Raw genomic sequence first — 25,053 nt, 5'->3', positions numbered from 1 at the left:
GGCCGCTCCCGCCCCGCGCGGCTGCGCACTTATAACTACTCCGGTGTGACGACAGGACCCCGCAAAATCCATGGCGACCCAGGGAGACCTTTCAGACGCGAAAGCCCGCAAACACAAGCAGGTTACCACTTAATAGCAGTCGCCTGGTCTGTCGTTGTTCGCGAATATCGGTGATCATGCACTCGCCGAGAGCTACGACAATGGCCAACAACCACCTTGTGCAGCCATCGCCCACACTTCAGCAACACAGCAGCAACCACAGACTCGGCGTCTGGACCACGATCCTCGTGCTCGGACCGATCGCTGCCCTCGTTCTCGGAGGTGGAACGCGCATCTCCGACGGCTTCGAACCATTCGAGAAATCAGCGAATGAGCGCGTCTCCCAGGCCTTCGAAGAGATCAAGGGGCTCGCGCCGATTTCTGATGACCTCAGGACCGCGCTGGCGTCGCTGAGCCAGAGCGTCCAAGGCACGCAGATGCCGCCGGTCAAGGCCGAGGGGCAATGAATACTTTGAAATATTTCTGGGCCACAATGAACGTTTCAGCAGGTGTTGGTCGGCTGCCCGTTCGATCCTCGCTGGCGATACCGACATTTGCAGCCACCCTGTTTCTGAGCGCGGGCTTGATGTTTCTCGTCGAGCCGATGATAGCCAAGATGGTGCTGCCGAAGCTCGGCGGAGCAGCATCGGTCTGGAGCGCCTGCCTCGTGTTCTTCCAGACTATGCTGCTTCTTGGCTACGCGTACGCGCATCTTCTAACCCGACTATCATCGCGCTTAGCGCAAGTTGGCGTTCACGTCTGCATTCTTCTGCCGTTATCGGCCATTGCACTTCCCTTGACGCTTGGACCCGACGGACCGTCAGCGGACCAGTCCGCGGTCTTATGGCTGTTGTTGCGCCTCAGCTCGTCGTGTGGGATCCCGATCTTCGCTATTTCGGCGACAGCACCCCTTTTGCAGCACTGGTTCGCGGATGGCGATCACAAGGGGGCGCGCGATCCCTACGTTCTCTATGCAGTGAGCAACGCCGGAAGCCTTCTAGCGCTGTTAGCATATCCATTGGTAGTCGAGCCGGAACTGCCGCTTGATCGACAGGCGACGTTTTGGTCCGCTGGATTTGCAGTATTGGCTCTGGGAGTGGCTTCGTGCGCCGCCATCATGTTGTCAGAGAGGCGTCGCCCGGGTGAGCCGACGCAGGTCATTGAATTAAGCAGAGCGAGCAGTACACGCGATCGTTTGATCTGGACGGGGCTTGCCTTCATCCCCTCGTCCCTGTTGCTTGGAGTCACCCAACATATCACCTCGGACATTGTATCCGCGCCGTTGCTGTGGGTGCTCCCGCTCACGCTGTACCTACTGACGTTCATTTTTGCCTTTGCGCGGCGGCCACCTTTGCCTCATCCAATCATGAAGCGCGCGTTTCCGGTCGCACTGATTTTGGTCGTGGCCATGGGCGCTGGCGGCATTTTTGTTTTCGTTCCTCTGCCAATCGCCCTGGCTTTCCACCTCAGCTGGCTTTTTCGTCATCAGCATGACCTGTCATGGCGAACTGGCGAAGCGACGGCCATCCTCCGCGCAACTGACCGAATTCTACTTCTTCCTCTCCCTGGGGGGCGTTTTGGGCGGCGTTTTCAATGCATTGATCGCTCCGCTGATCTTCAAAGGCGTATGGGAATATCCACTAGCATTGATTGCAGCTTGTCTGGTGAGGCCGCCGATGCCCTCGGACAGGCAAAGCAAGCCCCTGATGGATATCGTTCTGCCCTTACTGCTCTTAGCCGTTCTGCTGGTACTCAGAAGCACCCTCGTCGAGTCCGCAAACCATGGGCCGTTTACGATGGCGATCTTCTGCGTCCCTTACCTGGTGCTGGCGTTGACGCTGGTAAATTTCTCCCAACGAAGGTGGCGCTTCGCTATAGCCGTCGCTCTCGTATTCCTTTTCCCCTTGAGGTCACAGACGGCATGGAAGCTGATTGCCGCCGAGCGAAGCTTTTTCGGCGTCTACCGAGTCGAGATGGCTTCGGATGCGCAGGCACCGACCCTCGTACTCATGAATGGCACGACCCTGCACGGAGCCAAGAGCCTGCGACCAGATGAGGCTACTCTGTTCATGACGTATTATACGAGGGAAGGTCCGTTCGGTCGCTTTTTCAATGCATTGTCTCAAAGCAAAGTGCGCCGTGTCGCGGTTATTGGGCTGGGCGCAGGCTCTCTCGCTTGTTACGCTAAAGAAGGCCAGGACTGGACATTTTATGAGATCGATCCCGTTGTCGAGCACCTCGCAAGGGATCGCTTCCATTTCCTGGAGGACTGCGCCCCCCATTCGCGTGTCGTCCTGGGCGACGCTCGAATGACCATCGGGAATGCACCAGACGGCGCTTATGACGTGCTGGTTGTCGATGCATTCAGTTCAGACAGCATCCCCATGCACCTGTTAACGCGCGAGGCTTTAGCGCTTTACCTGCGAAAACTAGCCCCAGGTGGGCACATCCTGTTCCACGTCAGTAGTCGGAGACTAACTCTGGCTCCGGTGGTCGGGGCCTTGGCAACGAATGCCGGCCTCCCCGCGCGCATTCTTTTTGACATCCCTCCGCCTGGAACATCGATCCTCCAACGGTCGCCTGCGATAGCGGTCGTGGTCGCCGGACGGGATAGCACTCTCGACCCATTCTCCGACAAGGATGGTTGGAAAGCGCTTCCTGCGGCAGAAGCCCGGTACCTTTGGACCGATCAGCGCGCCGATATTTGGCGGGTGATCTCATTCTGACGATGCGAATGACCGAGCGACCGGGGGCCCATCGTCAACTTGGGGCACCATGAAGCATCCAGACACAGTTTGGGCCGCCTGGCGCACAGCGAGCAACTCCAGCCGGGCCAGTACAATCAATCTGCTGTCTTCGAGTACAGCGGCTCGCCGGTATCATTCTCGATGACGAGGGGCTTTTTGCTCGGTTGCAATGCGCGCAGCCGCAGCGCCATTGCCGTGGATCGTAGCGCTCATTGTTTCAGCGCGGCACGCGCGGTCTTGATGTAGTCCATGCATTCGGGCCAGTCTTCCTCTGTCACCTCGGTCTCGGCACCGCTAAGCGCCTTGCGCAAGGTTGCGATCACTGGAGCCGGATGTTTCTTCTTCAGTTCTGCCTTGATCATCTCAAGACCCTTCTGACAATCGGATTTGTTGTCCGCCAGCACCGCGGTCGGCGTTATCATCACGGCTGCCGTGGCGAATACCAGGACTGAACGCAGCATGTCTTCTCCTCCATTGCCTTTTGCTTGTTCGACCGGCCGGGCTCGAAAAAGTCGGCAGGATTTTCTTGCAATGCTGCCACACCTTGCAAACCTCCCCGCCGTATACGCCTACAGATGCTTGCCGTGTCGGAGGGTCGACACCCTCCCTATGCTGGTCTGAAAGATTAGCCCGATCATCTGCGTACTCCCAAGGCGGATTTCAGCGCAGCGTCGATGGTCGTGAGCTGCCCTTCTTTTTTTCCGCGCTGTGGTGTGAAGGATCTGGATACTTTGGTGATCAACCACATGCTGCTACTACAGCCAGCACATTCATAGAGCTTTAGCTCGCATCCTTCAGCCACCGGAAAGAGCGCTATCAGCACTCTGGCTTGGCAGCAAACGATGCACCCGGCTTCGCCGTGCACGCTAGTCTCCATCGACGCAATTCCGGCGTGGTGAAGAAAGCTGAGTCTGGAATTGGAGGCAATCACCTGGCACAGAGTATTCCGCGGCGTGCTCAAACCGACACACCTGGGCGTTCCACGAACGGAACAACGGTTTGATGCGCGACGAAATCGTCCTGAAATAACCCCGTATGCCTTCGTCCGCTATTGGTTCTAAGTCCTAGTGCGGTGGTCGTGATCATGGGCTAATTCGGGTTGAAACCATTTATTGTGACTTTTCGATATTCAGGACAGCACATTGATAGACAGCTTTGATCACTATCTGTTGGGATTGATGTCCTATTGGGCACAGCAATCCGTGTTGCTCAACAAAATCATCATCCAGCTTCTCTCGCTCGATACTTTCAAGACGCTTCCCCTCTTTGCCCTATTGTGGCTCCTGTGGTTCAGCATCAACGAGACTGAAAACCGCCGCGCGGTCCTCGAGGGCTTCGTCGCAATGTTCATTGCGGGAGCGCTCTCCCGGGCAATTCAGGATGCTCTTCCCGAAAGGGTCCGTCCGCTCCACGCCGGTGATCCCGCTTTCCTACCGCCCTTGGGGATCACGCCCGAAGATACCGTCCTGGAGCATTGGAGCTCATTTCCGAGCGACCATGCGGCCGTGTATTTCGCCCTCTCGACTGCGCTGTGGCTTCTCTCGAAGCGGCTGGGGCTTGCGGCATACACCTGGTCACTCCTCGTCATTTGCATGCCACGCATATTTGCAGGATATCATTATGCGAGCGACGTGATCGGTGGTGCAGTCATCGGCGTGGTCGTCGCCTCCTTCATCGCGCCAATCATTGCCGGCAAGCTCGGACCCTTCGTATGGGCCGCCGAAAAAAGGAGTAGAGGTCCGTTTTATGCGGGCTTTTTTGTTCTCTCGTTCCAGTTTTTGACGATGTTCAACGACCTGCGGATCGCCGCAAGCGCCCTCAAAAAGTTCATATGAAGAATCCGCGCTTTGGCCGGACTCCTTGTTCGTGACGCCGATGGGCGAAGTAAGCGTGGTGCCCATCAACGCTTTCCCGAGGAGCGCGACGGATCCTTTGTCGGGATCACTGGCCAGAAGGTGAGTCATTTCAATAACGTATGAGCTTCGCAGCGATGTTCTGAATGACGCGCACCGCCCCCGTTTGGTTTGCCACCAGGCGCGTATCCGATTATCCTCCAGGTTGTGGCATCTGCATTTGGGCTGCCGAACGGGTCTTCGACAGCGCCGATCCGCCGGCACGTGCAACGTCTTGGTTTTCGGTGGTGGGGATGGTTCAAACCGCGGACAGCATGCAAACCATCGCACTTGACCTCGGCCTGCGCGGCGCAGTTGCGGGCCTTTTCCTGATGATGACGGCCGTGACCGTGGTGCGTGTCCGCCCGCTGGATACGATCAAATGGCTCGGCGCCGCCATGGCCGCCTCGGGTGCGCTCTACGCGATCGTGACAGCACCGTTCGTGCCGAAGGCAACGGTCTGGTGGATCATGCCCATCCTGGGCGCCAATCCGGTGCTCGTATGGTTGTGGGCGCGCGCGAGTTTCGACGACGATTTCGTGGTTCGGCGCTGGCATGGCGTGCTGTGGCTCGCGGTCGCCGGCGCATGGTTCTCGGTGATCACCACATGGACGACATGGCCGATGTTCGCCAAGGCCGGCGTTCGATCGATGTCGGGCCTGGCGATTGTCCTGGCCCTTTCCGCGGCCGTGCAGACGGTCAGGACGTGGAAGGCCGACCTCGTCGCCGGCCGGCGCCGGTTGCGGCTCGCGGTCCTGATTCTATCGCTGCTCATTGTGGTCTTGCTGTCTGTTCCGGAGTTGACGTCGATCTCGGCCAAGGGTTTCGGGATGTCCGGCAGCCTGATCACCGCCGCCGCTCTGCTGGCTATCGCGGTGCTGGCCGGATGGGGCCTGTTCTATCCGCCGCCGGCCACTCCCGCTGTGGTCGCGATGGCGTCGACAACTGCGTCCGGAAACGCGGATCGCGCGGCTCCGACCAAGGTAGCCGAGGGCGGTCGCGAGGCCGTGGCGTCGCTGCTGTTGCGCCGGCTCGACAATTTGATGACGGTCGAACGGATCTACCGGCAGGAAGGCCTCACCATCGGCGCGCTCGCAGCCAAGCTCGACGTGCCGGAATACCGGCTTCGCCAGGCGATCAACGAAGGCCTCGGCTATCGCAACTTCAATGCCTTTCTCAATCGTTATCGCATCGAGGACGCCAAGGCGGCGTTATCCGATCCGGGCCAAAGGGATGTCGCCGTGCTGACCATCGCCATGGACGCCGGTTTCCAGTCGATCGGCCCGTTCAATCGTGCATTCAAGGCCGAAAGCGGCCTGACGCCGACCGAATTCCGCCGCGACGCACTTGCCCGCTCGGCAGCCATTGCATTGGAAAATGAGGAAAAACTTCAGAATCGGCCAATCCCATTGAAAATCGGCTAGCCGAATTCTGCATCGGGCGAGAAAGACCTCGCCGGATCGGGCAAGCTATGGAGATGGATGACAGGACGCGATCGCTGCGCTCGCTCATGATCGAACGGTCGCCGCCGGCAGCGCCTTCGTCACGGCCGCGACGATGGCTGCTTCCGGTTATCGGGATATTGATCGTCCTGCTCATGCTGGGAAGCGGCGCGGCGTTCCGGCTCGGCGGCTCGTCGCCGTCCGCTCAGGTGCCGACTGCCGAAGCCCCATCCACCCAGGTCGCACAACCGGAGCATCCGGCCCAACCGGCCGCGCCCGGCGCGGGCAGCCTGATCGCGTCCGGCTACGTCGTGGCGCGCCGCAAGGCCACTGTTGCGGCCGAGGTCACCGGCAAGGTCGTCGAACTCCTGGTCGACGAGGGCATGGTGGTCGAGGCTGGCCAGGTTCTCGCCAGGCTCGACGATGTCCTGGCGGACAAGGACTATTCGTTGGCACAGGCGCGCGCCGAGGCTTCCGAAGCGGCCATGGCCGCGATCGCCGCCGATCTGGCCGACGCGGAGCGGATACTCAATCGAACCCAGACGTTGTCGGGAAAAAATTATGCGACGGAGGCCGATCTGACCAAGGCGCAGGCGCGAGCCGGCGTGCTGCGGGCCCAACTCCGCCAGGCCGAGGCCCAGTTGGCCGCGGCCAGGCTCGAGGCCCAGCGCTTTGGCGAGGTGCTCGGCAAGCACCGGATTCGCGCGCCGTTCGGCGGTGTCGTGGTTGAGCGCAGCGCACAACCCGGCGAGATGATCTCGCCGCTGTCGGCCGGCGGAGGGTTCACCCGCACCGGAATCTGCACCATCGTCGACATGGACTCGATCGAGATCGAGGTCGACGTCAACGAAGCCTCGATTGGCCGCCTGCATGCCGGCACCCGCGTCGAGGCCGTGCTCGATGCCTATCCGGACTGGCGCATCCCGGGCGCCGTCATTGCCATCGTGCCAACAGCCAATCGCGAGAAGGCGACCGTCAAGGTCCGTGTCGGCATGAACGTGAAGGATGCGCGCATTCTGCCTGATATGGCGATCAAGGTGACATTCCTGGACGACGGCGCGCCCGCAGCGGCGCGGTCCGATTCCCCTTAAGCACGCGGGAGCAAGACCCATGACATCGCCGACCGACCCGATGATCGACATCGCCGATCTGTGCAAGCGCTTCACCAAGGGGAAGGAGACGATCACCATCTTCGATGGTCTCAACCTGGCTATACCACGCGGGGATTTCGTCGCGGTGATGGGGCCGTCGGGGTCCGGCAAGACCACTTTGCTCAATCTGCTCGGCGGCATCGATCGGTCCGACACGGGCCGGATCGAGGTCGCAGGTCAACGCCTCGACCGACTGTCGGAGAGCGAGCTTTCGCGCTGGCGGGCATCCCATATCGGCTTCATCTTCCAGTTCTACAATCTGATGCCGATGCTGACCGCGGCGCAGAATGTCGAACTGCCGCTGCTGCTGACGCGGCTCGGCCGCAGGGAGCGGCGCCAGCGGGTCGAGACCGCGCTCGGCGTTGTGGGGCTCGCCGACCGGGTCAAGCACTATCCCAAGGAAATGTCGGGCGGACAGCAGCAGCGCGTCGCCATCGCGCGCGCCATCGTCTCCGATCCGGCGTTGCTGCTGTGCGACGAGCCGACCGGAGATCTCGATCGCGCCACCGCCGACGAGGTCCTGTCGATCCTGCAAGTGCTCAACCGCGATCTCGGCAAGACCATTGTGATGGTGACTCACGATCCGGCGGCGGCGCAATACGCCAGGCGATCGCTGCATCTCGACAAGGGCCACTTCATCGAGAAGGAGCTCGCGGCGTGAACGACCTGATCCTGATCCGCAAGAATCTATTCCGCCGGAAATTGCGGGCGATCCTGATGATGGTGTCGATCCTGATCGCGTTTGCGATCTTCGCCGTGCTCGCGAGCTTCGAGCGCGCCTTCAACGCCGGCCAGGACCGCGCCACGCCCGACCGCCTGGTGGTCGTCAACAAGATCAACTTCACCCAGCCGCTGCCGATTTCCTATTTCAATCGCGTCGCCGCCATCGACGGCGTCGCCCAGATCACCCACTTCAGTTGGTTCGGGGGCTATTATCAGGAGCCGAGGAATTTTCTCGTCGCCTTTGCGGTCGATCCGGAGAACTGGATGAAGCTTCGCGACACCGACTTCGTGTTCTCGCCCGAGGCGCGCGCCGCCTTCATCCGCGAGCGTACCGGCGTTCTGGTCGGGGCGCGCATGATGGAGAAGTGGGGCTGGAAGATCGGCGATCATGTTCCGATCTCGAGCAACATCTGGTCGCAAAAGAACGGCTCGCACGCCTGGGACTTCATCATCGTCGGCAGCTTCACCGCCCGCATTCCGCAGGCCGACACCAACGTCATGCTGATGGGCTATGACTATTTCAACGAGACGCGCTCGTTCGGCAAGGATTTGATCAGCTGGATGTCGTTGCGGACGACCTCCGTCGCCGCGAACGAGCGCGTGACCAACGCGATCGACGGGATGTTTGCCAATTCTCCCTACGAAACGACGACCGACAGCGAAAAAGCCTTCAACAAGGCGTTCGCCGCCCAGCTCGGCAATGTCGCTTTGATCGTCGAGCTCGTGGTTGGGGCTGCCTTCGTGACGATCCTGATGATCGTAGGCAACACCATGGTGATGACCGTGCGTGAGCGCACACGCGAGATAGGCGTGCTGAAGACGCTGGGCTTTTCCGGTGGCCGCATCCTGCGCATGGTGCTCGGCGAGTCGATCCTGCTGGCGCTGCTCGGCGGCCTGCCGGGCCTCGGCCTCGCCTTTTTTCTGATCACGAGAGTGAAGGACAGCCTGATGAGCTTCGTCCCGACGCTGTCGCTATATCCCGATATTGCAGCAGTGGCGGTCGGGCTGATGGTCGTATTCGGCATCATCACCGGCCTGGTGCCGGCGCTCAACGCGATGCGCCTCAACATCGTCACCGCACTGGGACGGAGCTGATCCGATGCGCTCGATTTTCCTGCAGATACTGGCCGTCACCACCATCAACCTCAAGAGCCTGCCGCAGCGCCTCTGGCTGTCGCTGGCCACTGTCGTCGCGGTCGGCCTTGTCGTCACGGTATTGCTCGCGTTCCTCGCCATGGCCAACGGATTCCGGCGCACGATCGAGGACTCCGGCGCAGAGGACATCGCCGTCGTGCTGCGCAGCGGGTCGCTGTCGGAGATCAACAGCGTGGTTCTGCGCGACCAGGTCCGGCTGATCGAGGATGGTCCTGGCATTGCCAGGGGGGCAGACGGCAAGCCGCAGACCTCCGGCGAGCTTTATCTCACGGTCAATGGCATCAAGCGCAGCACCGGAACCAAGGCGAGCCTGCCGCTGCGCGGTCTCGGCTCGCACGGGCCGGCGCTGCGTCGCGGCATCGTCATGACCGCCGGCCGGATGTTCAATCCGGGCAGCAACGAGATCATCGTCGGTCGGGCGCTGGGCAAGGAATTCGAGGGCTTCGAACTCGACCAGACGGTGACCTTCAACAATACGCGGTGGACGGTGGTCGGAATCTTCGCCGCAGACGGCAGCGTGTTCGAGTCGGAGATCTGGGCCGACCTGCCGGTGCTGCAGAGCCTGTTCAAGCGCACCGGCGCCGTCCAGACCGTCCGCGCGCGTCTGACCAGCCCGGCGGCGATCGAGGCGTTGCGCGCATACAGCGACAGCGATCCGCGCCTCAAGCTGGACGTGATGTCGGAGGCGGCCTATTTCGCCCAGCAGGCCTCGAATACGTCGGACCTGATCCAGAAGCTCGGCTGGCCGCTGGCGATCGCGATGGCGTTCGGCTCGCTCGCGGGCGCGCTCAACACCATGTACTCCTCGGTCGCGTCGCGCGCGACGGAGATCGCGACCTTGCGCGCGATCGGGTTCGGCGGCTTTTCGACTTTCGTCGGCACGCTGGTCGAGTCGCTGATCCTGGCTGTGATCGGTGGCGTGATCGGGGCGGCAATCACCTATCTGGTCTTTGACGGCTTCACCGCCTCGACCATGGGCGCAAGCTTCAGCCAGGTGGTGTTCAACTTCCAGCTCAGTCCGCGTCTGATCGGCCAGGGCCTGTTGCTCGCGCTCGTGGTCGGCCTGCTCGGCGGAGTTTTTCCGGCCATCCGCGCCGCCCGCATGCCGATCGTCGCCGGGCTCTACGGCTGATCGATTTTGCGATGGGGCCCCGTGCGAGGAACGTGCGATCGTTCAGAGCGGGGTGCGGAGCGGGGTACTCCGGCGCCACATCGCGCGGGGCAGCCCTTCGGTTCCACCGTGCTGGCTTCGCGCTGCCCTTGTGCTAATGCTGCCCCGCCGGCGACCGGGCCGATCATGGAGACGCGGCCATCCTAACAGATCGTGCCCCCGAACGATCACGAGAAGGGCAGCAACCCGGCGTCATGCGGGTACGGAGAATTCACATGAAGCCCTACGTCATCTGTCTGATGCATGCGAGCCTCGACGGCCGTACCCATCCCAGCCGCTGTCGTCCGAAGGGCGCCGGCACCGACTGGTTCGAGAAGATCCATGACGAACTCGGCGGCGATGCCTGGGTGATCGGCCGCGTCACTGGCTCGGAGTTCGCCAGGGGAAAGCCCTATCCTGACACGAGTGAGAAGCTGCCGCGCGAAAACTGGTTCGTGCGGCGTGATGCCAAATCTTATGGGGTCGTGCTCGACGCGCACGGCAAGATCGGCTGGGGCCGCTCCGACATCGGCGGCGATCCCGTTGTGGTGGTGCTGACCGAGAGCGTGCCGGATTCGCATCTTGCGGGACTCCGCGGCGAGGGCGTGTCGTATATTTTTGCCGGAAAATCCGAGATCGACCTCGCCTTGACGGCCGAGATCCTCAATCGCGAGCTTGGCGTGAAACGTCTGCTGGTGGAAGGCGGCGGCGTCGCCAATGGCGCGTTCCTGCGCGCCGGCCTGATCGACGAATTCAATCTGATCCTCAGTCCCGCGATCGACGGCGCCAGGGGCGCGCCCTTCGTGTTCGATTCGAACGAAGCCGACAGCGACAAACGCGCGCCACTGACTGCGTTGACGCTGGAGAGCACGCGACAACTCGGCGGCGGCGTGTTGCTGCTGCGCTATCTGATCCAGAACGAACCGGCGCGCCGATAGCAGCATGTCTGATAGGCCAGAGCATATCGTCATCGTCGGCGCGGGCGCAGCCGGCCTGATGGCGGCGCGCGAGCTCGCCCGCGGCGGCAAACGGGTCACGATCCTGGAGGCGCGCGAGCGCTGCGGCGGGCGCATTTATCCGCTGCCGGCATCCGAGTTCGGCTATCCCGCCGATCTTGGTGCCGAATTCGTCCATGGCGAGGCGCCGCTCACGCGCGGGCTCGCGCGCGAGGCCGCACTGACGGTGCGGACAATCGGCGGCGCGCAATGGAGCTTTGACGGCACGGAATTCTCGCGGGAAAACCGGCGCGATCCTTATGACGAACAACTTCACGCCGCGGTGAAGGATCTGACTGAGGATATCACCGTCGCCGATTTCCTGCGCCGGCATTTCGCCGGACCGGAGTATGCGCGTTTGCAGCACGCGGTCGAGCGCATGGTCGAAGGCTATGACGCGGCCGACCCTGAGCGCGCCTCGACCCTGGCGCTGCGCGACGAATGGATGAATGACGGACACGCGACACAGGCGCGGATCGATGGCGGCTACGGCGGCCTGGTCGACTTTTTAGCGGCGGAGTGCCGCAGGTCCGGCGTTGCAATTCATTTCAGCGCCGCGGTCACCTCGATCGAGCAGAGCGGCGGCAAGCTCATTGTCCGTGCGGCCGGCGCGACTCACGGTTGCAATCGCGTGATCCTCACCGTGCCGCTGCCGCTGCTGCGCGAGATCGCGCTGCCACCAGCCGCGCGTGCAAAGGCTTCCGCCTCGGACGAGATCGGCTTCGGAAGTGTCATCAAGATCCTGCTGCGGTTCACGCGGCCATGGTGGCGCGAGCAGAGGCGGGAGTTATCCGACATGCTCTTCCTGCTGTCCGACGCGGCGATTCCGGTGTGGTGGACACGGCAGCCTGATCCGCATCCCGTGCTCACGGGATGGTTCGGCGGTCCGCGAACGGCGGAGCTGGCGCACCTCGATCCGCAAGGTCTGATCGATGCCGGGATCGACTCCCTCTCAGCCATCTTCGGCCTGTCGCGCGAGGCCATCGCGCGGGACGTCGTTGCGGCCGCGGCTGCCAATTGGGCGCACGATCCCTTTGCCGGCGGCGCCTATTCCTGGGCGACGCCCCGGAGCCGCGCAGCGCAAGAGCGTCTCGCGCAGGCGGATGGCCCTGTGCTGTTTTCCGGCGAGGCGCTCTATCGCGGTCGCGACATGGGAACGGTGGAGGCTGCGCTCGCGAGCGGGATGGAGACGGCCGGAAGGATCTTGCGGGAATGAGAAAGAAAGCCCGCATCTCTGCGGGCCTTTTGTCTCACCAGCGGCTTCCGCCGAAGCTGAATGTCACGCCGGGGCCGCCGCCGCCGTAATAACCGTAGGGGCCGCCACCGTAATAGCCGTGATGCCGCGGATAATAGCCATGGCCATAGTGCGGACGATAATAGCCGTGGTGATGCGGGCGCCAATGGTGTTGGCGATGACCGTGATGGCCATGCCTGTGCTGCGCGCTGATATCGGTCGATTGGCTCACTCGCGCGTTCGGCTTGGCCTTTTCGCCGCCGGCCTGGGCTGCGGACGCGCTGAGCGCAGCAGCGCCGATGGCCATCGCGACAAAGAGATACTTCATGTCATCACTCCAGTTGAGATGTCGAGTGACAACAGGTGGGTGTTGCTGGCGTTCCGGCGAGAGCGGGCGTCGAAACGACGCAGACGAGCGACCATCAATCGCGGGATTTATTGTCGCACCGCTGCGAGCGAGGCGACGATTTCGTTCGTGGTCACGATGCGGGCGAATTCACCGTTGAGATTCGACAGCGTCATCGCGTGAATGGATTCGGCCGAATGCGCCTCGCCATCGGGCCCGATGCGGTCGAATGTCCAGGTGGCGTCGCGCACGAGGGCCGTTTCGAAGCCGAGATTGCCGGCCATCCGCGTCGTCGTCTCCACGCAATGATTGGTGGTGGCGCCGCAGATCACGAGCGTGGCGATGTTGCTTGCGCGCAGGCGCGTCTCGAGGTCGGTGCCGATGAACGCGCTGTTGACGCGCTTGACGATCACGGGCTCGCCCGCCTGCTCGCGCGCCTCGTCCTTGACGGCGTATCCGGTGCGCGACGGCAAAAACGCCGAGTTCGGTTTGCTGCCTTCGTGTCGGATGTGGAAGATCGGCGCGCCGCTCGTCCTGAATGCCGCGAGCAGATCGGCGATGCGCGCCACCGCATCCGGATTGTTGCGCCGCTTGCCCGCCGCCTCCCATTCGTCAAATGCGCGCTGCACGTCCACGACGATGAGAGCGGGAAGGAGATTGCGCATGGCGAGGGATTCCGGGCTTGCCTGCCGAGTATGCGAGGCGCTCGCTGGCGCAGGCAATGCCGATTATCCCTCGTTTCGGGACGAGTTCTACGGATGCGGCTCGGGGAAGCCGTGGCGCTCGGACAGCGCGGCAAGGATGGCGTCCTTGTCGTTGATGAACGCGTGCCCCCGATGGCTGCCGGTCTGATGCGGCGATGTCGCTCCATCCGCCAGCACGAGCAGCGGCAGCCACTGGTTCTCCTCGCCGACCAGTGCGATCACCTCGCGCCGCGGCTTCGGCCAGGCGATGCGCTCGACGTCGAGTTTTTCGGTCAGCGCTGGAAATGAGGCGAGCAGGCCCTCGATCAGTGCGCAGTGCCAGCAGAAGAAGCGGCGGCCGGGAAGCGCAGGGTCTTCGAAACCTTGGCGCAGCAGAAACAGGCGATCGCGCGTCATGGGTTGCTCCGAAGAGGGCCTGTCCCGCGTGTCCAATCTCGATCCGTCTGAACTGTCGTCACGTGCCTGATCCTTGTATGCCGAACGCGATCATGACAGAGGTTTTATTTTACCTCTCTCCGAGGTGATTTGCCGCGAATACGGTCGGTTACCGAGACCTTACCGGCGTTCAAGTGCAATTCCGCTTTGTCCGCGGAACCAATGTTTAAGGCCACGAGCTTAGATTGCGGTCAAGCTTGAATGCGCTCACGCATGTCGTCGTGGCGAGAGGGTCACCCGGTGCGCCGGAGGAAGAGTTGATGCCGCGTTTCTTGCCGCAGCTGTCGGCGGAAGGTGTCGCGCCCGATCAGGACGTGCGCGGCCGGCAGGCTGTGACGCAGGTGCGGCATGTCATTCGCAGGATCGCGACGGAAGTCCGGCGGAGCGTGCCGCTGCAATTCGCACTGGTCTTTCTGCCGCTCGTGTGGATCAGTTGTTTCACGATCTTGTCCTCGGAGCGGATCGAGGCGCTCCAGCAGGCCAAGTCGCACGGAGACAGCGTCGCGAAGCTCTTCCAGGAAAACACCGAACGGATCTTCGAGCGGGTCGATCAGTCGTTGCTGATCGTTCGGGCCCTCTACGCGGAAGATCCGTCCGGGTTCGATCTGAAGTCGTGGGCCGAGAAGGCGCGTCTTGCGAGCGGCGACGTGGTCCAGTTTTCCATGATCGGGTTGGACGGCTATATGTTCGCGACCACGACGGGCTATTCCGGCCCGTTGCTTTATCTCGGCGACCGGGAGCACTTCCTCAACACGCTCCGGCAGACCGACGACGCCCTCTATGTGGCGAAGCCGGTATTCGGCCGGGTGTCCGGCAAGTGGACGATCCAGATCGCGAGGAAGATCTTCGACCTCAGCCGGGTCCCCGTGGGCGTCGTCGTGGGTTCGATCAGCGTCGACATGCTCGGGAATTTCTACGAGACGGCGAGGCTCGGTGCCGGCGGTACTCTCGTTCTACGCAATGCGAATTATGTCGCGCTGGCGGCGCGTGGAATCGACCTTGGCAATTTTCTCGGACAGGTGTCCGCCGAACACATCCGGAGCCGGCTACAGCAGACCAATAGCCAATATTGGAGCGAAGGCCGCACGGACCGCACCGACAGACTGATCACCGTGCGCAGTTCGGCACTCTTCCCGCTTATTTTCACGGTCGGCATTGCCGAACAGGAAATCTACGCGCGCTATCAATCAAGAAAGTGGATCTATCTCGGTTGCGCGCTTCTTCTCACCCTGGTGATCGCCATCGCCACGACACTGCATTGGCGACGACAACGGGCCCTCGATCGGGCGGAATTCGAGTTGCGCGACTCGCTCGGCAAGTTCGAGGACGCGTTGCGCAATCTGCCGCAGGGATTGAGCATGTTCGACGGCAGGGACCGCCTGATCGCATTCAATCGTCAGTGGCTGGACGCGTACGGCCTTGCTCCGGAGCAGGTCCGCATCGGCATGACGTTCCATGAGGTCTTCGCCGGCCAGAATGCTGTCTCCGATCTCGACGCATACCTGCGCGATCTGAAGGACAGGCTCGTCTTGTCGGAACGGACGTCGAATACCGTGACGTTTCCCATGGGCCGGATCATCTACATTTCCTATGGCCGGCGCCAGGACGGCGGCTGGGTCGCGACGCATCAGGACATCACGGAACGCAAGACGTCCGCGGATAGGATCGAGAGGCTTGCTCATTACGACAGCCTGACCGGTCTGGCGAACCGCAATCTGTTCAAGGAGCGCCTCGAGGAGGCGCTGGCGAGGTATCGGCGCATGAATACGCCGTTCGCCGTCCTGCTGCTGGACCTCGACAAGTTCAAGTCCGTCAACGACGTGCTTGGCCATCAAGCAGGCGACGCGCTTCTCAGCCGGGTCGCGGCCCGGATCAAGGCCGAGAGCCGCGAGGTCGATACGGCGGCCCGGATGGGCGGGGATGAATTCGCGCTGATTGTGGCCCCGGGGCAAGGGCCGCTTTCCGACGGTGCGGGAATTTTGGCCGGCCGATTGGTCGCGGCGATCGCAGCGCCCTATGACATCGATGGCCATCCTGTCGCGATCGGGTGCAGCATTGGCATCGCCGTGGTACCGGAGCACGGTACGCGCATCGACGAAATCCTGCGCAACGCCGATCTTGCGCTCTACAAGTCGAAGAATCTCGGGCGCAATTGTTTCAACCTCTATTCGCCGGATCTGAAGGCCGAGGCCGATCAGCGCAGTCTTCTGGAAATCGAGCTGCGCGAGGCGATCTGGCGCGAGGAGATCGAGGTCTTCTATCAGCCGGTGGTCGAGATCGGCACGGGCCGGACCGTCGCGGTCGAAGCGCTCGCGCGCTGGCACCACAGGACCAGAGGCTTCATCGCGCCCGCCGAGTTCATCCCGGTTGCGGAGGAAGGCGGGCTGATCGTCGAGCTCGGCAACTTCGTCCTCGCCAAGGCCTGCCGCGACGCCATGAAGATGCCGGATGACATCAGGATTGCGGTCAACCTGTCGGCAGAGCAGTTTAGCAAGAGCAACCTGGTTGATGTCGTGACGTTCGCGCTTGCCGAAAGCGGGCTTCCGCGGCACCGCCTCGAGCTCGAAATCACCGAAAGCGTGTTTCTCGCCGATAGCGAGGAGAACCTGAAGACGCTGGAGCGACTGAAGGAGCTCGGTATCTCCATCGCACTCGATGACTTCGGCGTCGGCTATTCGTCATTGTCGTATCTGACCGCGTTTCCGTTCGATAAGGTCAAGATCGACAAGGCCTTCATTGACAGGATCGATCGCCCCGGGACTCTCGCCGTGCTGGGGTCGATCGTCCAGCTAGCGAAGACACTCAACCTGTCGATCATTGCCGAAGGCATTGAGACGCAGCGGCAGGTCGAAGAGGTACGATCGCTCGGCATCATCCTGGGCCAAGGCTACTTCTTTCGCAGACCGGCGCCGTTGGCCGACATCGCCTGGACGTCTCGCATCGGGGCCGATCAGGCCGTCGCCTAAGCCATCTCCTGCAGCAGCACGGCCTTGGTCTTGTCGGCCAGCTTCACCCGACTGAGCTCGGCCCGCTGGAATTCGGCGATGGTGGCTGTACCGGCCGCGGTGATGGCGAAGAGCGAATTCGTGACCAGGAAATCGAGGCCGATGCCGCCCGCGAAGCTGACGCAGGCTCCGACCCCCACGGCAATCACGGCCGCTAGGATTCCCGAGCCTCGATCGAAGATTAGCCCCGGACAGAAACACGCCCGGGAGCAGCAGGAAGTACCCCGGCGCGCCCGTCTGCATTTGAAGCTCCATCTGGAGGACGGCGCAAACGAACATGATGCAAGCCGAGATACCGTACCGGACGAGGATCGGAAGGGCGATGCTCCAGGACAAGCGGATATCGCCTGTTCATGAACGTAAAATCGCCGACGGAAAAATCGCCGGCGGAGAACTAGAGTTCCTGAAGGCGGCCACCAACATCGACCGGCGACGCGAATACCACGGGCGCGCGACTTGCAAGGCGAAAGGCTGCTCAGACCGTCGGTACCTGCGTTCCGCAGGGAGGCGAATTGCCGTCCGTCGCCGCGCCGCAGCAGCCGTCATCGCCGCAAGCAAGCTCGCGCGGTGGCCGCGCCTACTCCGGTAGGGCCGAATAGTTTCGCCTCAAGGGCGCTTTCCGGCCGAACTCGCTACAGGCCGCGTGACGCCCTACGCGGTGATTCACCCAGGAGGGGGAACGCGCCGCCCGCCGCCTTGCGATGCAGGAACGCAATCTCCGACGAGCAATTGAGTTGCGCGGAGGAATTCAATGGCTCGAACAGAAACATCGGAAGGCAAATGGAGCATGGCTGCGGCGCTGGGGCTGATGGCGGTCGCACTGGTGTGGGGCCGCCTCGTTCCGCCCGAGCATGTCGCCCGTCCTGCAGAGGGCGGCAAGTTCCCGGAGCACAGAGAAGCCGACCGGGACGCCACGCTTGCGACAATGGCGATCGAAGGCGGTGATCGCGGACGCCAGGCGACCTCGCCCGCGGAGATCCCGGCGCGCGGATGGAAGGACATCCTCTGGCGGGTATACGGCAACATCGGCGAGCATCGAATCCTCGCGTTGGCCGCCGGCATGACCTACTACAGCCTGCTTGCGATCTTTCCCGCGATCGCAGCGCTCGTCGCAATCTACGGGCTCTTCGCGGATCCCAACACGATCGCAAAGCACCTCGACGATGTCGCCGGCTTCATCCCGGGTGGCGCAGTCGACGTTGCGCGCGAACAACTCACGCGCGTCGCGACGAAGGACGATCGGACCCTCGGGTTCGCGTTCGCGACCGGTCTTTTGATCTCGCTGTGGAGCGCGAATGCCGCGATGAAGTCGCTGTTCGACACGTTGAACATCGTCTACGGCGAAGAGGAGAAGCGAGGCTTCTTCAAGCTGAACGCGATCTCGCTAGGATTCACCATTGGCGGCATCGTCTTCGTTCTCGCGGCGCTCGGCGGGGTCGTCGTCATTCCCGTAGTGCTGCAATACGTAGGCCTCTCGAAATCCGCCGACTTGCTGATCCGGATCGGGCGCTGGCCCGCACTCTTCGTCGCGCTTGCGCTCGCGCTCTCGTGCATTTACCGATTCGGGCCCAGTCGCGAAGCGCCCCGTTGGTCATGGATCACCTGGGGCAGCGCAGCCGCGAGCCTGCTCTGGCTTGCGGCATCCGGGCTGTTCTCGTTCTACGCCGCCAACTTCGGCACCTTCGACCAAACCTACGGATCCTTGGGCGCCGTCATCGGCTTCATGACTTGGCTCTGGATTTCGGCGATCGTGGTCCTGCTGGGAGCCGAACTCAACGCTGAGATGGAGCATCAGATCGCCCGCGACACCACTACCGGCAGACCCGAGCCGCTCGGCGTCAGAGGCGCCAGGATGGCCGACACAGTCGGGAAGCCGAAATCTTGAATCGGCTCGCGATCTCGATGAGCGCAATATGTCGCGATGGGCCACCTTTGGACTCATGCACCCAGCAAGGGGCGGACCTTTTCGACCTCGTCCGCGAGGACGAGCAGCGAGGCGTCGCGGTGACTTCGAGATCCGTGTCTGCAACGTTACAATGCCCGTATGCCTGTCATCGCTACAAATCGACGCCTTCATGATATTAAGGTCAGCCTCTGCGCCTTCAAGAAATTGAGCAAAGTGGCGACCAGAAAATAACAAAACACCGGTTAGCCCAAGTTCGGGATTGGCGCGATCGTCGGCAGCAGCCTGCAGCACAAATTTGGCCAACGCTGGGACAGGCCCCGCACTGGAAGGCATGTCGTCGGGTACATCCACCTCGTGCGTCCACGCCGCGATCGCGAACGCCGTCTACGACGCCATCAAGCGCATTCGCGAATTGCCGGTTCGAATCAAGGATCGTGTCTGATTGCTGCTGAGGCGACAGGCTTCCCTCCTAACATATTACCTGCGGCTTCGTTCATAGGTCGCTTGAGACGCTAAGGACGGTGTGGCTTCGGCAGCAAAACACGCAATGATGAACTTCGATACCACTAGACCGTTCACTGCGAAGCGTGCGGTGAGGCATCCTCTGGAGCTATCAGCGTGGCAAGGGAGACGGACTTCAACAAGACACCTGCATCCTTGCCGAGCTGCGGGCGGTGCCGGGGCAGCAGCGACGTGACCGTAAGCGAACTATTCAACGCTCGCATCGACGGGACTGTTACGATGTATCGGTGCCGATTGTGCGGGTATGTGACATGGGACGATCGCCCCGGCCCGCGCAATCACCAGAAGCGAGATAATGCTCCTTCTTCGTGAAGCCCGGCCTCAGGGAGGGAAGACAGGAATACTCCCGGCGGAGGCGCTCTAGGGCAATTCGAACGTGACGCCGATCTTGAAGGGACCACGCCAAACTACTCGGCACGGCAGCGTCAGATTGTCTTCAGGAACGATCAGCGTGAACGCCGACGGGACTATTGCGCTTCCATCGGAAAGCTGTAGAGCGGCGCCAGTGAGGGAAAGATCGCGAACAACGCAGGTAATCTTGTTTGCCCCATAATGAATTTGCGCCGGCTTCGAAACGCGATAGCGGGGCGCTCTTCTGGTTTCCACCACGAGCTTCACCCCCAGTTCATTCCATACTCATCGGGCGTTTGGTTGATCCAAAGCAGCGCTGCTCTGCTATCCAACCAGATCAACCGCTCTTCGTCGGCGGCCTGGTCGGACTGCATGTGTAAAACGAACTCGTCTTCGGCTACCCGGAATAGGCTGTCGCACGCCTGTCGTTCCGCGAGCGACTCGAACGCGATAAACGAATAGTTTCGCTCGGCTATGAGCTGCATGAAATAATATCGCAATTAAAGATTGCTCCCTACAATCACGGATAAGAATTAAAATACTCGTAATAATGTGGGCGGGCGGTTGCAAAAATGGCCTCGTGCTACTGAGGGGGTATTCCTGCACAATGCGCTGATTGAGAATGAGTCGCTTGGGACTTGATAGCGTCGGGTCCGATTGGGGCGCGCTGGCCGAGGGCGTCGAGACGACGCGCCGTCTCGACTTTCTCCGCGGGGAGGGCTGCGACAGTGTGCAGGGCTATCTGGTCGGTCGGCCGATGCCAGTCGGCGTCGTGACCCGGATGATCGAGGAGGAGAAAGCATCGCGTCCGCAAGAGGCCGATGCGCGCGAGCAGCTCAAATCGGTTGCGGCCGCCTGAGACGGCAGCTCAAAGCTCACGGCCGTGCAGCTTATTAGGCCAAAGCCAGTGCCGCTCGTTGCATATTCGAGGCCATGTCGGCAGTCACCGCGCTTTGTTCATCGACCGCCGCAGCGGTGCTGGTGACATACTCGTCAACGTTCACGATAGCCGATTTAATCGCATTTAGCGCACCGAGCACATCGCCAGACGCGCCGGTTAGCGCGCCAATCTCAGCATTGATCTTGTCAGTGGCCTGCTTAGCTTGACTTGCCAAGCTTTTGACTTCCGATGCGACAACCGCAAAGCCGCGGCCCGCTTCGCCGGCGCGAGCAGATTCGATGGTTGCATTGAGAGCCAGAAGATTGATCTGCCCAGTGATGTTCGCGATCAACTCGACAATCCCACCCATCGCATCGGTTGCCGTCGTCAGACGCTGCGCTTGGCCATCTGCGCCTTCAACTCGGCTCACTGCCGTGTCTACTACACTGCGCGCCTTGACCATTGTTTCGGAAATCTCCCGGATCGAAGCTGACATTTCTTCGCTTCCGGCTGCGACGGAATGGATGAGCCCCTTAGCCTCTTCAGCCTTCATTCGTGCAACAGCTTTCTCGGTCACGTCAGTCGCGTATTTCACCACCTTAAAAGGTTTTCCGTTGGGATCGATAATTGGATTGTACGATGCTTCAATCCATATCTCGCGGCCGCCCTTCGCAAGCCGCTTGAATTCACCGGCCTGATATTCACCGGCTCTAAGGCGATCCCAAAACTCCTTGTAAGAGAAAGAGCCGCGCTCGGCAGGATCGACAAACATGCTGTGATGTTTGCCTTTCACCTCACCCAAGGCATAGCCCATCGCGCCAAGAAAATTTACGTTCGCCCATTGGACGGTACCATCCATCGCGAATTCAATAACCGCCTGCGATTTTCGAATGGCCTCGATCTGCCCCTTCGTGTCGGCCGATTCCAAGCGTGCTCTCGTCACATCAGTCGCAAATTTGACGATTTTGATGGGCTTTCCGAGCTCATCGAGGATAGGATTGTACGACGCCAATATCCAAACCTCGCGGTTTCCCTTGGCCAGGCGCTTGAATTCGCCGCTGACAAGCTCGCCCCGGTTTAGTTTAGCCCAGCCCTCTTTGTAGGCGGCGCTTGCCGCGAAGTTTGGATCAACGAAGATGGAATGGTGCTTCCCGACTATTTCAGCCAGTCCATAGCCCATCACTCGCAGGAAATTTTCGTTTGCGGTGATGATGACGCCATTCAAGTCGAATTCGATGACGGCCTGCGCACGATCCAGAGCGGCAATCTTCCCATTCTGCTCAAGGTTTTTTACGTGCTCCGCAGTGATGTCTCTAGCGAGCTTTACGACCTTGTAAGGTTTCCCGTCTTTTCCGAGGATGGGGTTGTAAGTCGCTTGTATCCACAGCGGGGAGCCGTCTTTTCTGATCCTCTGGTACTGCGCGGCTTGGAATTCGCCGCGAGCTAACGTCTTCCAGAACTCGGCATAACCGGGCTTCTCGCGCTCGGCCGGAGGGACGAAGATGCTGTGGTGCTTGCCCTGTATCTCAGGTAACGAGTACCCCACGGCCGCGAGGAAGTTGGCGTTGGCGGTGACAATCCTCCCATTCGGCTCGAATTCGATTACAGCTTGCGAGCGATCGATCGCCTGCGCCGTAGCGATGGCGTCTTGAACGGCTTTGTTGATGCGGCGAAACATGGTCCATCCCCGGCACGGCTGAGCAATGCCTAAAGGATGGGCAATCAGCGTAAACGGATCGCTAACTATCCGAACGCCCCCGTATTTATACGCTGGCGTTTTTACCCGAAAAGTAATCGCTGCTGGTTCCGCAAATCGGAACCCACCTGCACCTTCCACTCCGCTTAGAGGCTATTGAGGTCCATACGGCCCAACCGATCCCTGGGTGGAACCTTAGCCCAGGCGAACAACCGGCGGACCTTGTCGGTGAAATTGGTGCCCCTGCCATCAGTTTTGGATGCGCTTGACGGTTGAAATCGGCCATTCACCATCATGCCCCAGCGATTGAAATGCGAAGTCCGTGCACTTCGTCGAGATAGATATGATCAATCGTCCTTTGCCGTCGGTCATGACGACAGTCTTGCCGATCAACTCGTCCTCGGCAGCGTGCAATTCCCGGAGGGTGCTAACGGCTCTCTCCTCAGCAGCGCTCGACGTGGTCATGCGCGTAACAAGGACATAAACATCACGAGGCTTATGTGCTCTGAAATGGACGTGGGAGCTTGTATCGTATGACAATGAGCCAAGCCCACAGCTTCGCGAACCAGTGAAGCCGCAGCAGTTTTGGCTTCACCACAGCGAACAGTCGTTCCACAACGAGTAGGCTGGCGGCGTACGCTGCGATGATCATGGCTGTGCCGGTGAGCCAGTGGCCCTCGCCCGCCACCGCCACAGCGATGAGCTTCAAAGGCTCAACCAGACAGATCGGCACGGCTAACAGCGTGAGCGATTGGTACGCACCGAGTTTGCCGATGGCTTGCCGCAAGCTAGTCACTGGTCTCGGCCTCCTTACACCAAGCGTAGAACTCTCAGGTGCACAAATGAGTTCCAGTGGCGGCGAGTCGGTAAGAAGGCCGAAGCTGCGAGTCCGCGCTCAAGAACATTTCTCCTGTCGTCGCGTTAGTCGTCAGGAGCAAATCACGAGTTATCGGGACTGGCGCTTTTACGGATTTGTGGGCAGTGGCTGGCGGCATCTTCCTCGCAGCGATTGTGGGCGGCCAGGTTGGTGGGACACGCGTGGCCGAGTTGCCTCAAAACCAGCACAGTGAGACCTATCAGAAGCCCCGAATGTAAGGAATGGACTAGGGACCAGCCGTCCGGCATGGCGATGCTGACGTACGACTTAAGTCAGCTTGAACTCAGGTCAGCTTCGGGAGGCCAGACGCAACCGGCCATCCCCTCCCAAGCGGCGCGCGTGCCGCCGAAGAGACAAGCCGCGACACCTCTGTTTTTAAAGCAGCACGCCCCTGTTAAGGCGCATCGCGTGGCGGTGCGGCGGCAGCGCCTTTGTAAACCCGACTGACTATCCGGTCCTCCTCTGCCGCTCGCATTTCCCGAGCAGTCTTCAATGCTCGCCGAATAAAAGGATCTTCTGTCTCTTTGGACAGCGTTATCAGCCTGTTGCAATTGTGGCAGTTGACCTGCAGTCCATCACGAACTCGATTGGCTTTCTCTTGAAACATACGTGTGCAGGCCGGGCACCTGATCTTCACCTTCGCGTTCATGACCTCAGCCTCTCCGTGAAAAGCGTAAGTGTCGCGGCCCCGGTGTTACTAGAGCGCTAAGTGGTAAGGAGAAACCGTATGCAGTCCTACTTTCAATGGTCGGCAATGCGCACGGTTAGCGGCTTCTTACTCGAATGAGCAAGCTACTGACGCGCGCCCGCATGATCGATTTGTCGCGCCTAAGGCTGGTCACTGAACATTGCGAAGATTTCATCGCGCTGCAAGCGCCCCGTTCGGGGCTTCGTCTGTTGTTCGACTGGGCCGCAGTTTCAGACGAGATGACCATGCAAGAACGAACTGATGTCCTGAGCAAAGTTCCCGAAGTGACGCTGGGATTCTGGATCATTAAGATCTTGGCGACAACGCTTGGTGAGACCGGTGGAGACACGGTGACGATGAGCTGGCTGCACGCTGATGAAAATGCCAACAACGGTGGTTACTTGATTGGGACCGCCTTGTTCCTTGCGGTGTTTGTCGGGGCGGTGGTCGCCCAGATATCGACGAGACGGTTCAACAAATGGGTCTATTGGCTGGCAATCGTGGCCTCGACCACCGTTGGAACGGCCATGGCCGACTTCTTCGACCGCTCACTGGGCATCGGTTATGCGGGAGGCTCGTCGGTGCTCCTGGCCTGCGTGTTGGCCTCGTTGGCGATCTGGTATTTCGCTCTCGGTTCGGTAGATGTTCAAACGGTCGCATCGCCGAAAGCGGAGGTTTTCTACTGGGTGACGATTACCTTTTCGCAGACGCTTGGAACCGCGCTCGGCGATTGGACCGCCGACAGCACCGGACTGGGATATGATGGCGGGGCGATCTTGTTCGGCGCAGGCTTGCTCATCCTGGCAGCTTTGTATTTCTGGACCAACATTTCGCGGATTTTCCTGTTCTGGGCTGCTTTTATCCTGACGCGTCCGCTTGGTGCGACTGTTGGCGATTTCCTGGACAAGCCGACGAGCCATGGCGGACTTGCCCTGAGCCGACCTTTGGCCTCGGCGGTCATGCTCGTAGCAATCGTCTTGCTCGTGCTGATCCTGCCCCAGCGAGCCGGTCGTCATCCATCTTCGCGCGTCTTGACGGAAGCAACCTGAAGTCGACAATGCTGGCGAGAAGTTCAACGTCGGCGGTCGCCCATTCTTCTTGGTCGTTTGTTCAAG

General features: G+C 60.9%; 25 protein-coding genes and 1 pseudogene. 15 read left to right on the top strand and 11 right to left on the bottom strand.

Going from position 1 to position 25,053, the window contains the following annotated elements; all coding sequences use genetic code 11:
- Positions 1–200: 200 nt before the first annotated feature.
- Complete coding sequence (locus tag ACVW16_RS21140; RefSeq protein ID WP_456701063.1) at positions 201–506, top strand: hypothetical protein; 306 nt, start codon at positions 201–203, stop codon at positions 504–506.
- Between the two features lie 960 nt (positions 507–1,466).
- On the top strand, positions 1,467–2,765 hold the full coding sequence (locus ACVW16_RS21135) for a spermidine synthase (RefSeq protein ID WP_456802416.1): 1,299 nt from the start codon (positions 1,467–1,469) through the stop codon (positions 2,763–2,765).
- Between the two features lie 230 nt (positions 2,766–2,995).
- Here ACVW16_RS21135 and ACVW16_RS21130 read toward each other — a convergent pair whose 3' ends face one another.
- Positions 2,996–3,247 (bottom strand): histidine kinase, encoded by a 252-nt coding sequence (locus tag ACVW16_RS21130; protein WP_456701061.1) that lies wholly within the window; start codon positions 3,245–3,247, stop codon positions 2,996–2,998.
- Between the two features lie 681 nt (positions 3,248–3,928).
- Here ACVW16_RS21130 and ACVW16_RS21125 point away from each other — a divergent pair.
- The 8 genes from ACVW16_RS21125 (at position 3,929) to ACVW16_RS21090 (ending at position 12,510) form a co-directional block, all read left to right on the top strand.
- Positions 3,929–4,621 (top strand): phosphatase PAP2 family protein, encoded by a 693-nt coding sequence (locus tag ACVW16_RS21125; protein ID WP_456736379.1) that lies wholly within the window; start codon positions 3,929–3,931, stop codon positions 4,619–4,621.
- Positions 4,622–4,932: 311 nt separating this feature from the next.
- Positions 4,933–6,102, top strand: coding sequence for a helix-turn-helix domain-containing protein (locus tag ACVW16_RS21120; RefSeq protein WP_456736380.1), 1,170 nt, complete (start codon positions 4,933–4,935; stop codon positions 6,100–6,102).
- A gap of 158 nt (positions 6,103–6,260) precedes the next feature.
- Complete coding sequence (locus tag ACVW16_RS21115) at positions 6,261–7,211, top strand: efflux RND transporter periplasmic adaptor subunit (protein WP_456736381.1); 951 nt, start codon at positions 6,261–6,263, stop codon at positions 7,209–7,211.
- 19 nt (positions 7,212–7,230) lie between these two features.
- Positions 7,231–7,932 carry an ABC transporter ATP-binding protein gene (locus tag ACVW16_RS21110; protein ID WP_456736382.1) on the top strand — a complete coding sequence of 234 codons (702 nt, stop codon included), beginning with the start codon at positions 7,231–7,233 and terminating at the stop codon, positions 7,930–7,932.
- On the top strand, positions 7,929–9,089 hold the full coding sequence (locus tag ACVW16_RS21105) for an ABC transporter permease (protein WP_456701056.1): 1,161 nt from the start codon (positions 7,929–7,931) through the stop codon (positions 9,087–9,089). Before ACVW16_RS21110 ends, ACVW16_RS21105 begins: the two co-directional genes overlap by 4 nt.
- A gap of 4 nt (positions 9,090–9,093) precedes the next feature.
- On the top strand, positions 9,094–10,281 hold the full coding sequence (locus ACVW16_RS21100) for an ABC transporter permease (protein WP_456736383.1): 1,188 nt from the start codon (positions 9,094–9,096) through the stop codon (positions 10,279–10,281).
- A 254-nt stretch (positions 10,282–10,535) separates the two neighbouring features.
- Positions 10,536–11,237 carry a RibD family protein gene (locus tag ACVW16_RS21095; protein WP_456802415.1) on the top strand — a complete coding sequence of 234 codons (702 nt, stop codon included), beginning with the start codon at positions 10,536–10,538 and terminating at the stop codon, positions 11,235–11,237.
- Positions 11,238–11,241: 4 nt separating this feature from the next.
- Entirely contained in the window at positions 11,242–12,510 is a 1,269-nt protein-coding gene (locus tag ACVW16_RS21090) for a flavin monoamine oxidase family protein (protein WP_456736385.1), read from the top strand.
- A gap of 34 nt (positions 12,511–12,544) precedes the next feature.
- Here ACVW16_RS21090 and ACVW16_RS21085 read toward each other — a convergent pair whose 3' ends face one another.
- From ACVW16_RS21085 to ACVW16_RS21075, 3 genes are all read right to left on the bottom strand, one after another.
- Entirely contained in the window at positions 12,545–12,856 is a 312-nt protein-coding gene (locus ACVW16_RS21085; RefSeq protein ID WP_456701052.1) for a hypothetical protein, read from the bottom strand.
- Between the two features lie 107 nt (positions 12,857–12,963).
- A complete protein-coding gene (locus ACVW16_RS21080; RefSeq protein ID WP_456701051.1) occupies positions 12,964–13,539 on the bottom strand; it encodes a cysteine hydrolase family protein in 576 nt (191 codons plus the stop codon).
- An 87-nt stretch (positions 13,540–13,626) separates the two neighbouring features.
- Positions 13,627–13,974 (bottom strand): DUF3088 domain-containing protein, encoded by a 348-nt coding sequence (locus ACVW16_RS21075; RefSeq protein ID WP_456701050.1) that lies wholly within the window; start codon positions 13,972–13,974, stop codon positions 13,627–13,629.
- Positions 13,975–14,273: 299 nt separating this feature from the next.
- Between ACVW16_RS21075 and ACVW16_RS21070 the strand changes: the two genes are divergently transcribed.
- Complete coding sequence (locus ACVW16_RS21070) at positions 14,274–16,979, top strand: bifunctional diguanylate cyclase/phosphodiesterase (RefSeq protein ID WP_456736386.1); 2,706 nt, start codon at positions 14,274–14,276, stop codon at positions 16,977–16,979.
- On the opposite strand, the gene ACVW16_RS21065 is transcribed toward ACVW16_RS21070, so the two are convergent.
- A complete protein-coding gene (locus tag ACVW16_RS21065) occupies positions 16,976–17,167 on the bottom strand; it encodes a hypothetical protein (protein WP_456736387.1) in 192 nt (63 codons plus the stop codon). The genes ACVW16_RS21070 and ACVW16_RS21065 overlap by 4 nt on opposite strands.
- A 173-nt stretch (positions 17,168–17,340) precedes the next feature.
- Here ACVW16_RS21065 and ACVW16_RS21060 point away from each other — a divergent pair, with 173 nt between their 5' ends.
- Positions 17,341–17,607: a hypothetical protein gene (locus ACVW16_RS21060; protein WP_456736388.1), complete on the top strand. Its 267-nt coding sequence runs from the start codon at positions 17,341–17,343 to the stop codon at positions 17,605–17,607.
- A 162-nt stretch (positions 17,608–17,769) separates the two neighbouring features.
- Positions 17,770–18,903, top strand: a complete 1,134-nt coding sequence (locus tag ACVW16_RS21055; RefSeq protein WP_456736389.1) for a YihY/virulence factor BrkB family protein — start codon at positions 17,770–17,772, stop codon at positions 18,901–18,903.
- A 144-nt stretch (positions 18,904–19,047) separates the two neighbouring features.
- Here the strand turns inward: ACVW16_RS21055 and ACVW16_RS21050 are convergent.
- The 3 genes and pseudogenes from ACVW16_RS21050 to ACVW16_RS21040 all read right to left on the bottom strand — a co-directional run.
- Positions 19,048–19,257: pseudogene (locus ACVW16_RS21050) on the bottom strand (BLUF domain-containing protein); the annotation flags it as partial.
- 549 nt (positions 19,258–19,806) lie between these two features.
- Positions 19,807–20,064 (bottom strand): PilZ domain-containing protein, encoded by a 258-nt coding sequence (locus ACVW16_RS21045; RefSeq protein WP_456701044.1) that lies wholly within the window; start codon positions 20,062–20,064, stop codon positions 19,807–19,809.
- Positions 20,061–20,282, bottom strand: coding sequence for a hypothetical protein (locus tag ACVW16_RS21040; protein ID WP_456736390.1), 222 nt, complete (start codon positions 20,280–20,282; stop codon positions 20,061–20,063). The genes ACVW16_RS21045 and ACVW16_RS21040 overlap by 4 nt, the downstream gene beginning before the upstream one ends.
- A 146-nt stretch (positions 20,283–20,428) precedes the next feature.
- Here ACVW16_RS21040 and ACVW16_RS21035 point away from each other — a divergent pair, with 146 nt between their 5' ends.
- The gene (locus tag ACVW16_RS21035; protein WP_456736391.1) at positions 20,429–20,656 is read left to right on the top strand and encodes a hypothetical protein; all 228 of its coding nucleotides are present in this window, start codon (positions 20,429–20,431) and stop codon (positions 20,654–20,656) included.
- A gap of 34 nt (positions 20,657–20,690) precedes the next feature.
- On the opposite strand, the gene ACVW16_RS21030 is transcribed toward ACVW16_RS21035, so the two are convergent.
- From ACVW16_RS21030 to ACVW16_RS21020, 3 genes are all read right to left on the bottom strand, one after another.
- Positions 20,691–22,355: a methyl-accepting chemotaxis protein gene (locus ACVW16_RS21030; RefSeq protein WP_456736392.1), complete on the bottom strand. Its 1,665-nt coding sequence runs from the start codon at positions 22,353–22,355 to the stop codon at positions 20,691–20,693.
- Positions 22,356–22,622: 267 nt separating this feature from the next.
- On the bottom strand, positions 22,623–22,838 hold the full coding sequence (locus tag ACVW16_RS21025; RefSeq protein WP_456736393.1) for a PRC-barrel domain containing protein: 216 nt from the start codon (positions 22,836–22,838) through the stop codon (positions 22,623–22,625).
- 31 nt (positions 22,839–22,869) lie between these two features.
- Positions 22,870–23,169 carry a hypothetical protein gene (locus ACVW16_RS21020; RefSeq protein ID WP_456736394.1) on the bottom strand — a complete coding sequence of 100 codons (300 nt, stop codon included), beginning with the start codon at positions 23,167–23,169 and terminating at the stop codon, positions 22,870–22,872.
- Between the two features lie 1,014 nt (positions 23,170–24,183).
- On the opposite strand from ACVW16_RS21020, the gene ACVW16_RS21015 reads away from it, so the two are divergent.
- Positions 24,184–24,987, top strand: coding sequence for a COG4705 family protein (locus ACVW16_RS21015; RefSeq protein ID WP_456738240.1), 804 nt, complete (start codon positions 24,184–24,186; stop codon positions 24,985–24,987).
- Positions 24,988–25,053: the final 66 nt, after the last annotated feature.

The organism is Bradyrhizobium sp. USDA 4474, from assembly GCF_054057515.1.
This window is presented reverse-complemented; position numbering and strand designations above follow the sequence as displayed.

Coding starts and splice junctions, on each gene's coding strand:
- ACVW16_RS21040 (WP_456736390.1), bottom strand. CDS start 20,282: ATGCAGCTCATAGCCGAGCGAAACTATTCGTTTATCGCGTTCGAGTCG.
- ACVW16_RS21060 (WP_456736388.1), top strand. CDS start 17,341: ATGCTCCAGGACAAGCGGATATCGCCTGTTCATGAACGTAAAATCGCC.
- ACVW16_RS21055 (WP_456736389.1), top strand. CDS start 17,770: ATGGCTCGAACAGAAACATCGGAAGGCAAATGGAGCATGGCTGCGGCG.
- ACVW16_RS21015 (WP_456738240.1), top strand. CDS start 24,184: ATGCAAGAACGAACTGATGTCCTGAGCAAAGTTCCCGAAGTGACGCTG.
- ACVW16_RS21095 (WP_456802415.1), top strand. CDS start 10,536: ATGAAGCCCTACGTCATCTGTCTGATGCATGCGAGCCTCGACGGCCGT.
- ACVW16_RS21120 (WP_456736380.1), top strand. CDS start 4,933: ATGGTTCAAACCGCGGACAGCATGCAAACCATCGCACTTGACCTCGGC.
- ACVW16_RS21110 (WP_456736382.1), top strand. CDS start 7,231: ATGACATCGCCGACCGACCCGATGATCGACATCGCCGATCTGTGCAAG.
- ACVW16_RS21130 (WP_456701061.1), bottom strand. CDS start 3,247: ATGCTGCGTTCAGTCCTGGTATTCGCCACGGCAGCCGTGATGATAACG.
- ACVW16_RS21140 (WP_456701063.1), top strand. CDS start 201: ATGGCCAACAACCACCTTGTGCAGCCATCGCCCACACTTCAGCAACAC.
- ACVW16_RS21080 (WP_456701051.1), bottom strand. CDS start 13,539: ATGCGCAATCTCCTTCCCGCTCTCATCGTCGTGGACGTGCAGCGCGCA.
- ACVW16_RS21075 (WP_456701050.1), bottom strand. CDS start 13,974: ATGACGCGCGATCGCCTGTTTCTGCTGCGCCAAGGTTTCGAAGACCCT.
- ACVW16_RS21090 (WP_456736385.1), top strand. CDS start 11,242: ATGTCTGATAGGCCAGAGCATATCGTCATCGTCGGCGCGGGCGCAGCC.
- ACVW16_RS21100 (WP_456736383.1), top strand. CDS start 9,094: ATGCGCTCGATTTTCCTGCAGATACTGGCCGTCACCACCATCAACCTC.
- ACVW16_RS21085 (WP_456701052.1), bottom strand. CDS start 12,856: ATGAAGTATCTCTTTGTCGCGATGGCCATCGGCGCTGCTGCGCTCAGC.
- ACVW16_RS21030 (WP_456736392.1), bottom strand. CDS start 22,355: ATGTTTCGCCGCATCAACAAAGCCGTTCAAGACGCCATCGCTACGGCG.
- ACVW16_RS21070 (WP_456736386.1), top strand. CDS start 14,274: ATGCCGCGTTTCTTGCCGCAGCTGTCGGCGGAAGGTGTCGCGCCCGAT.
- ACVW16_RS21025 (WP_456736393.1), bottom strand. CDS start 22,838: ATGACCACGTCGAGCGCTGCTGAGGAGAGAGCCGTTAGCACCCTCCGG.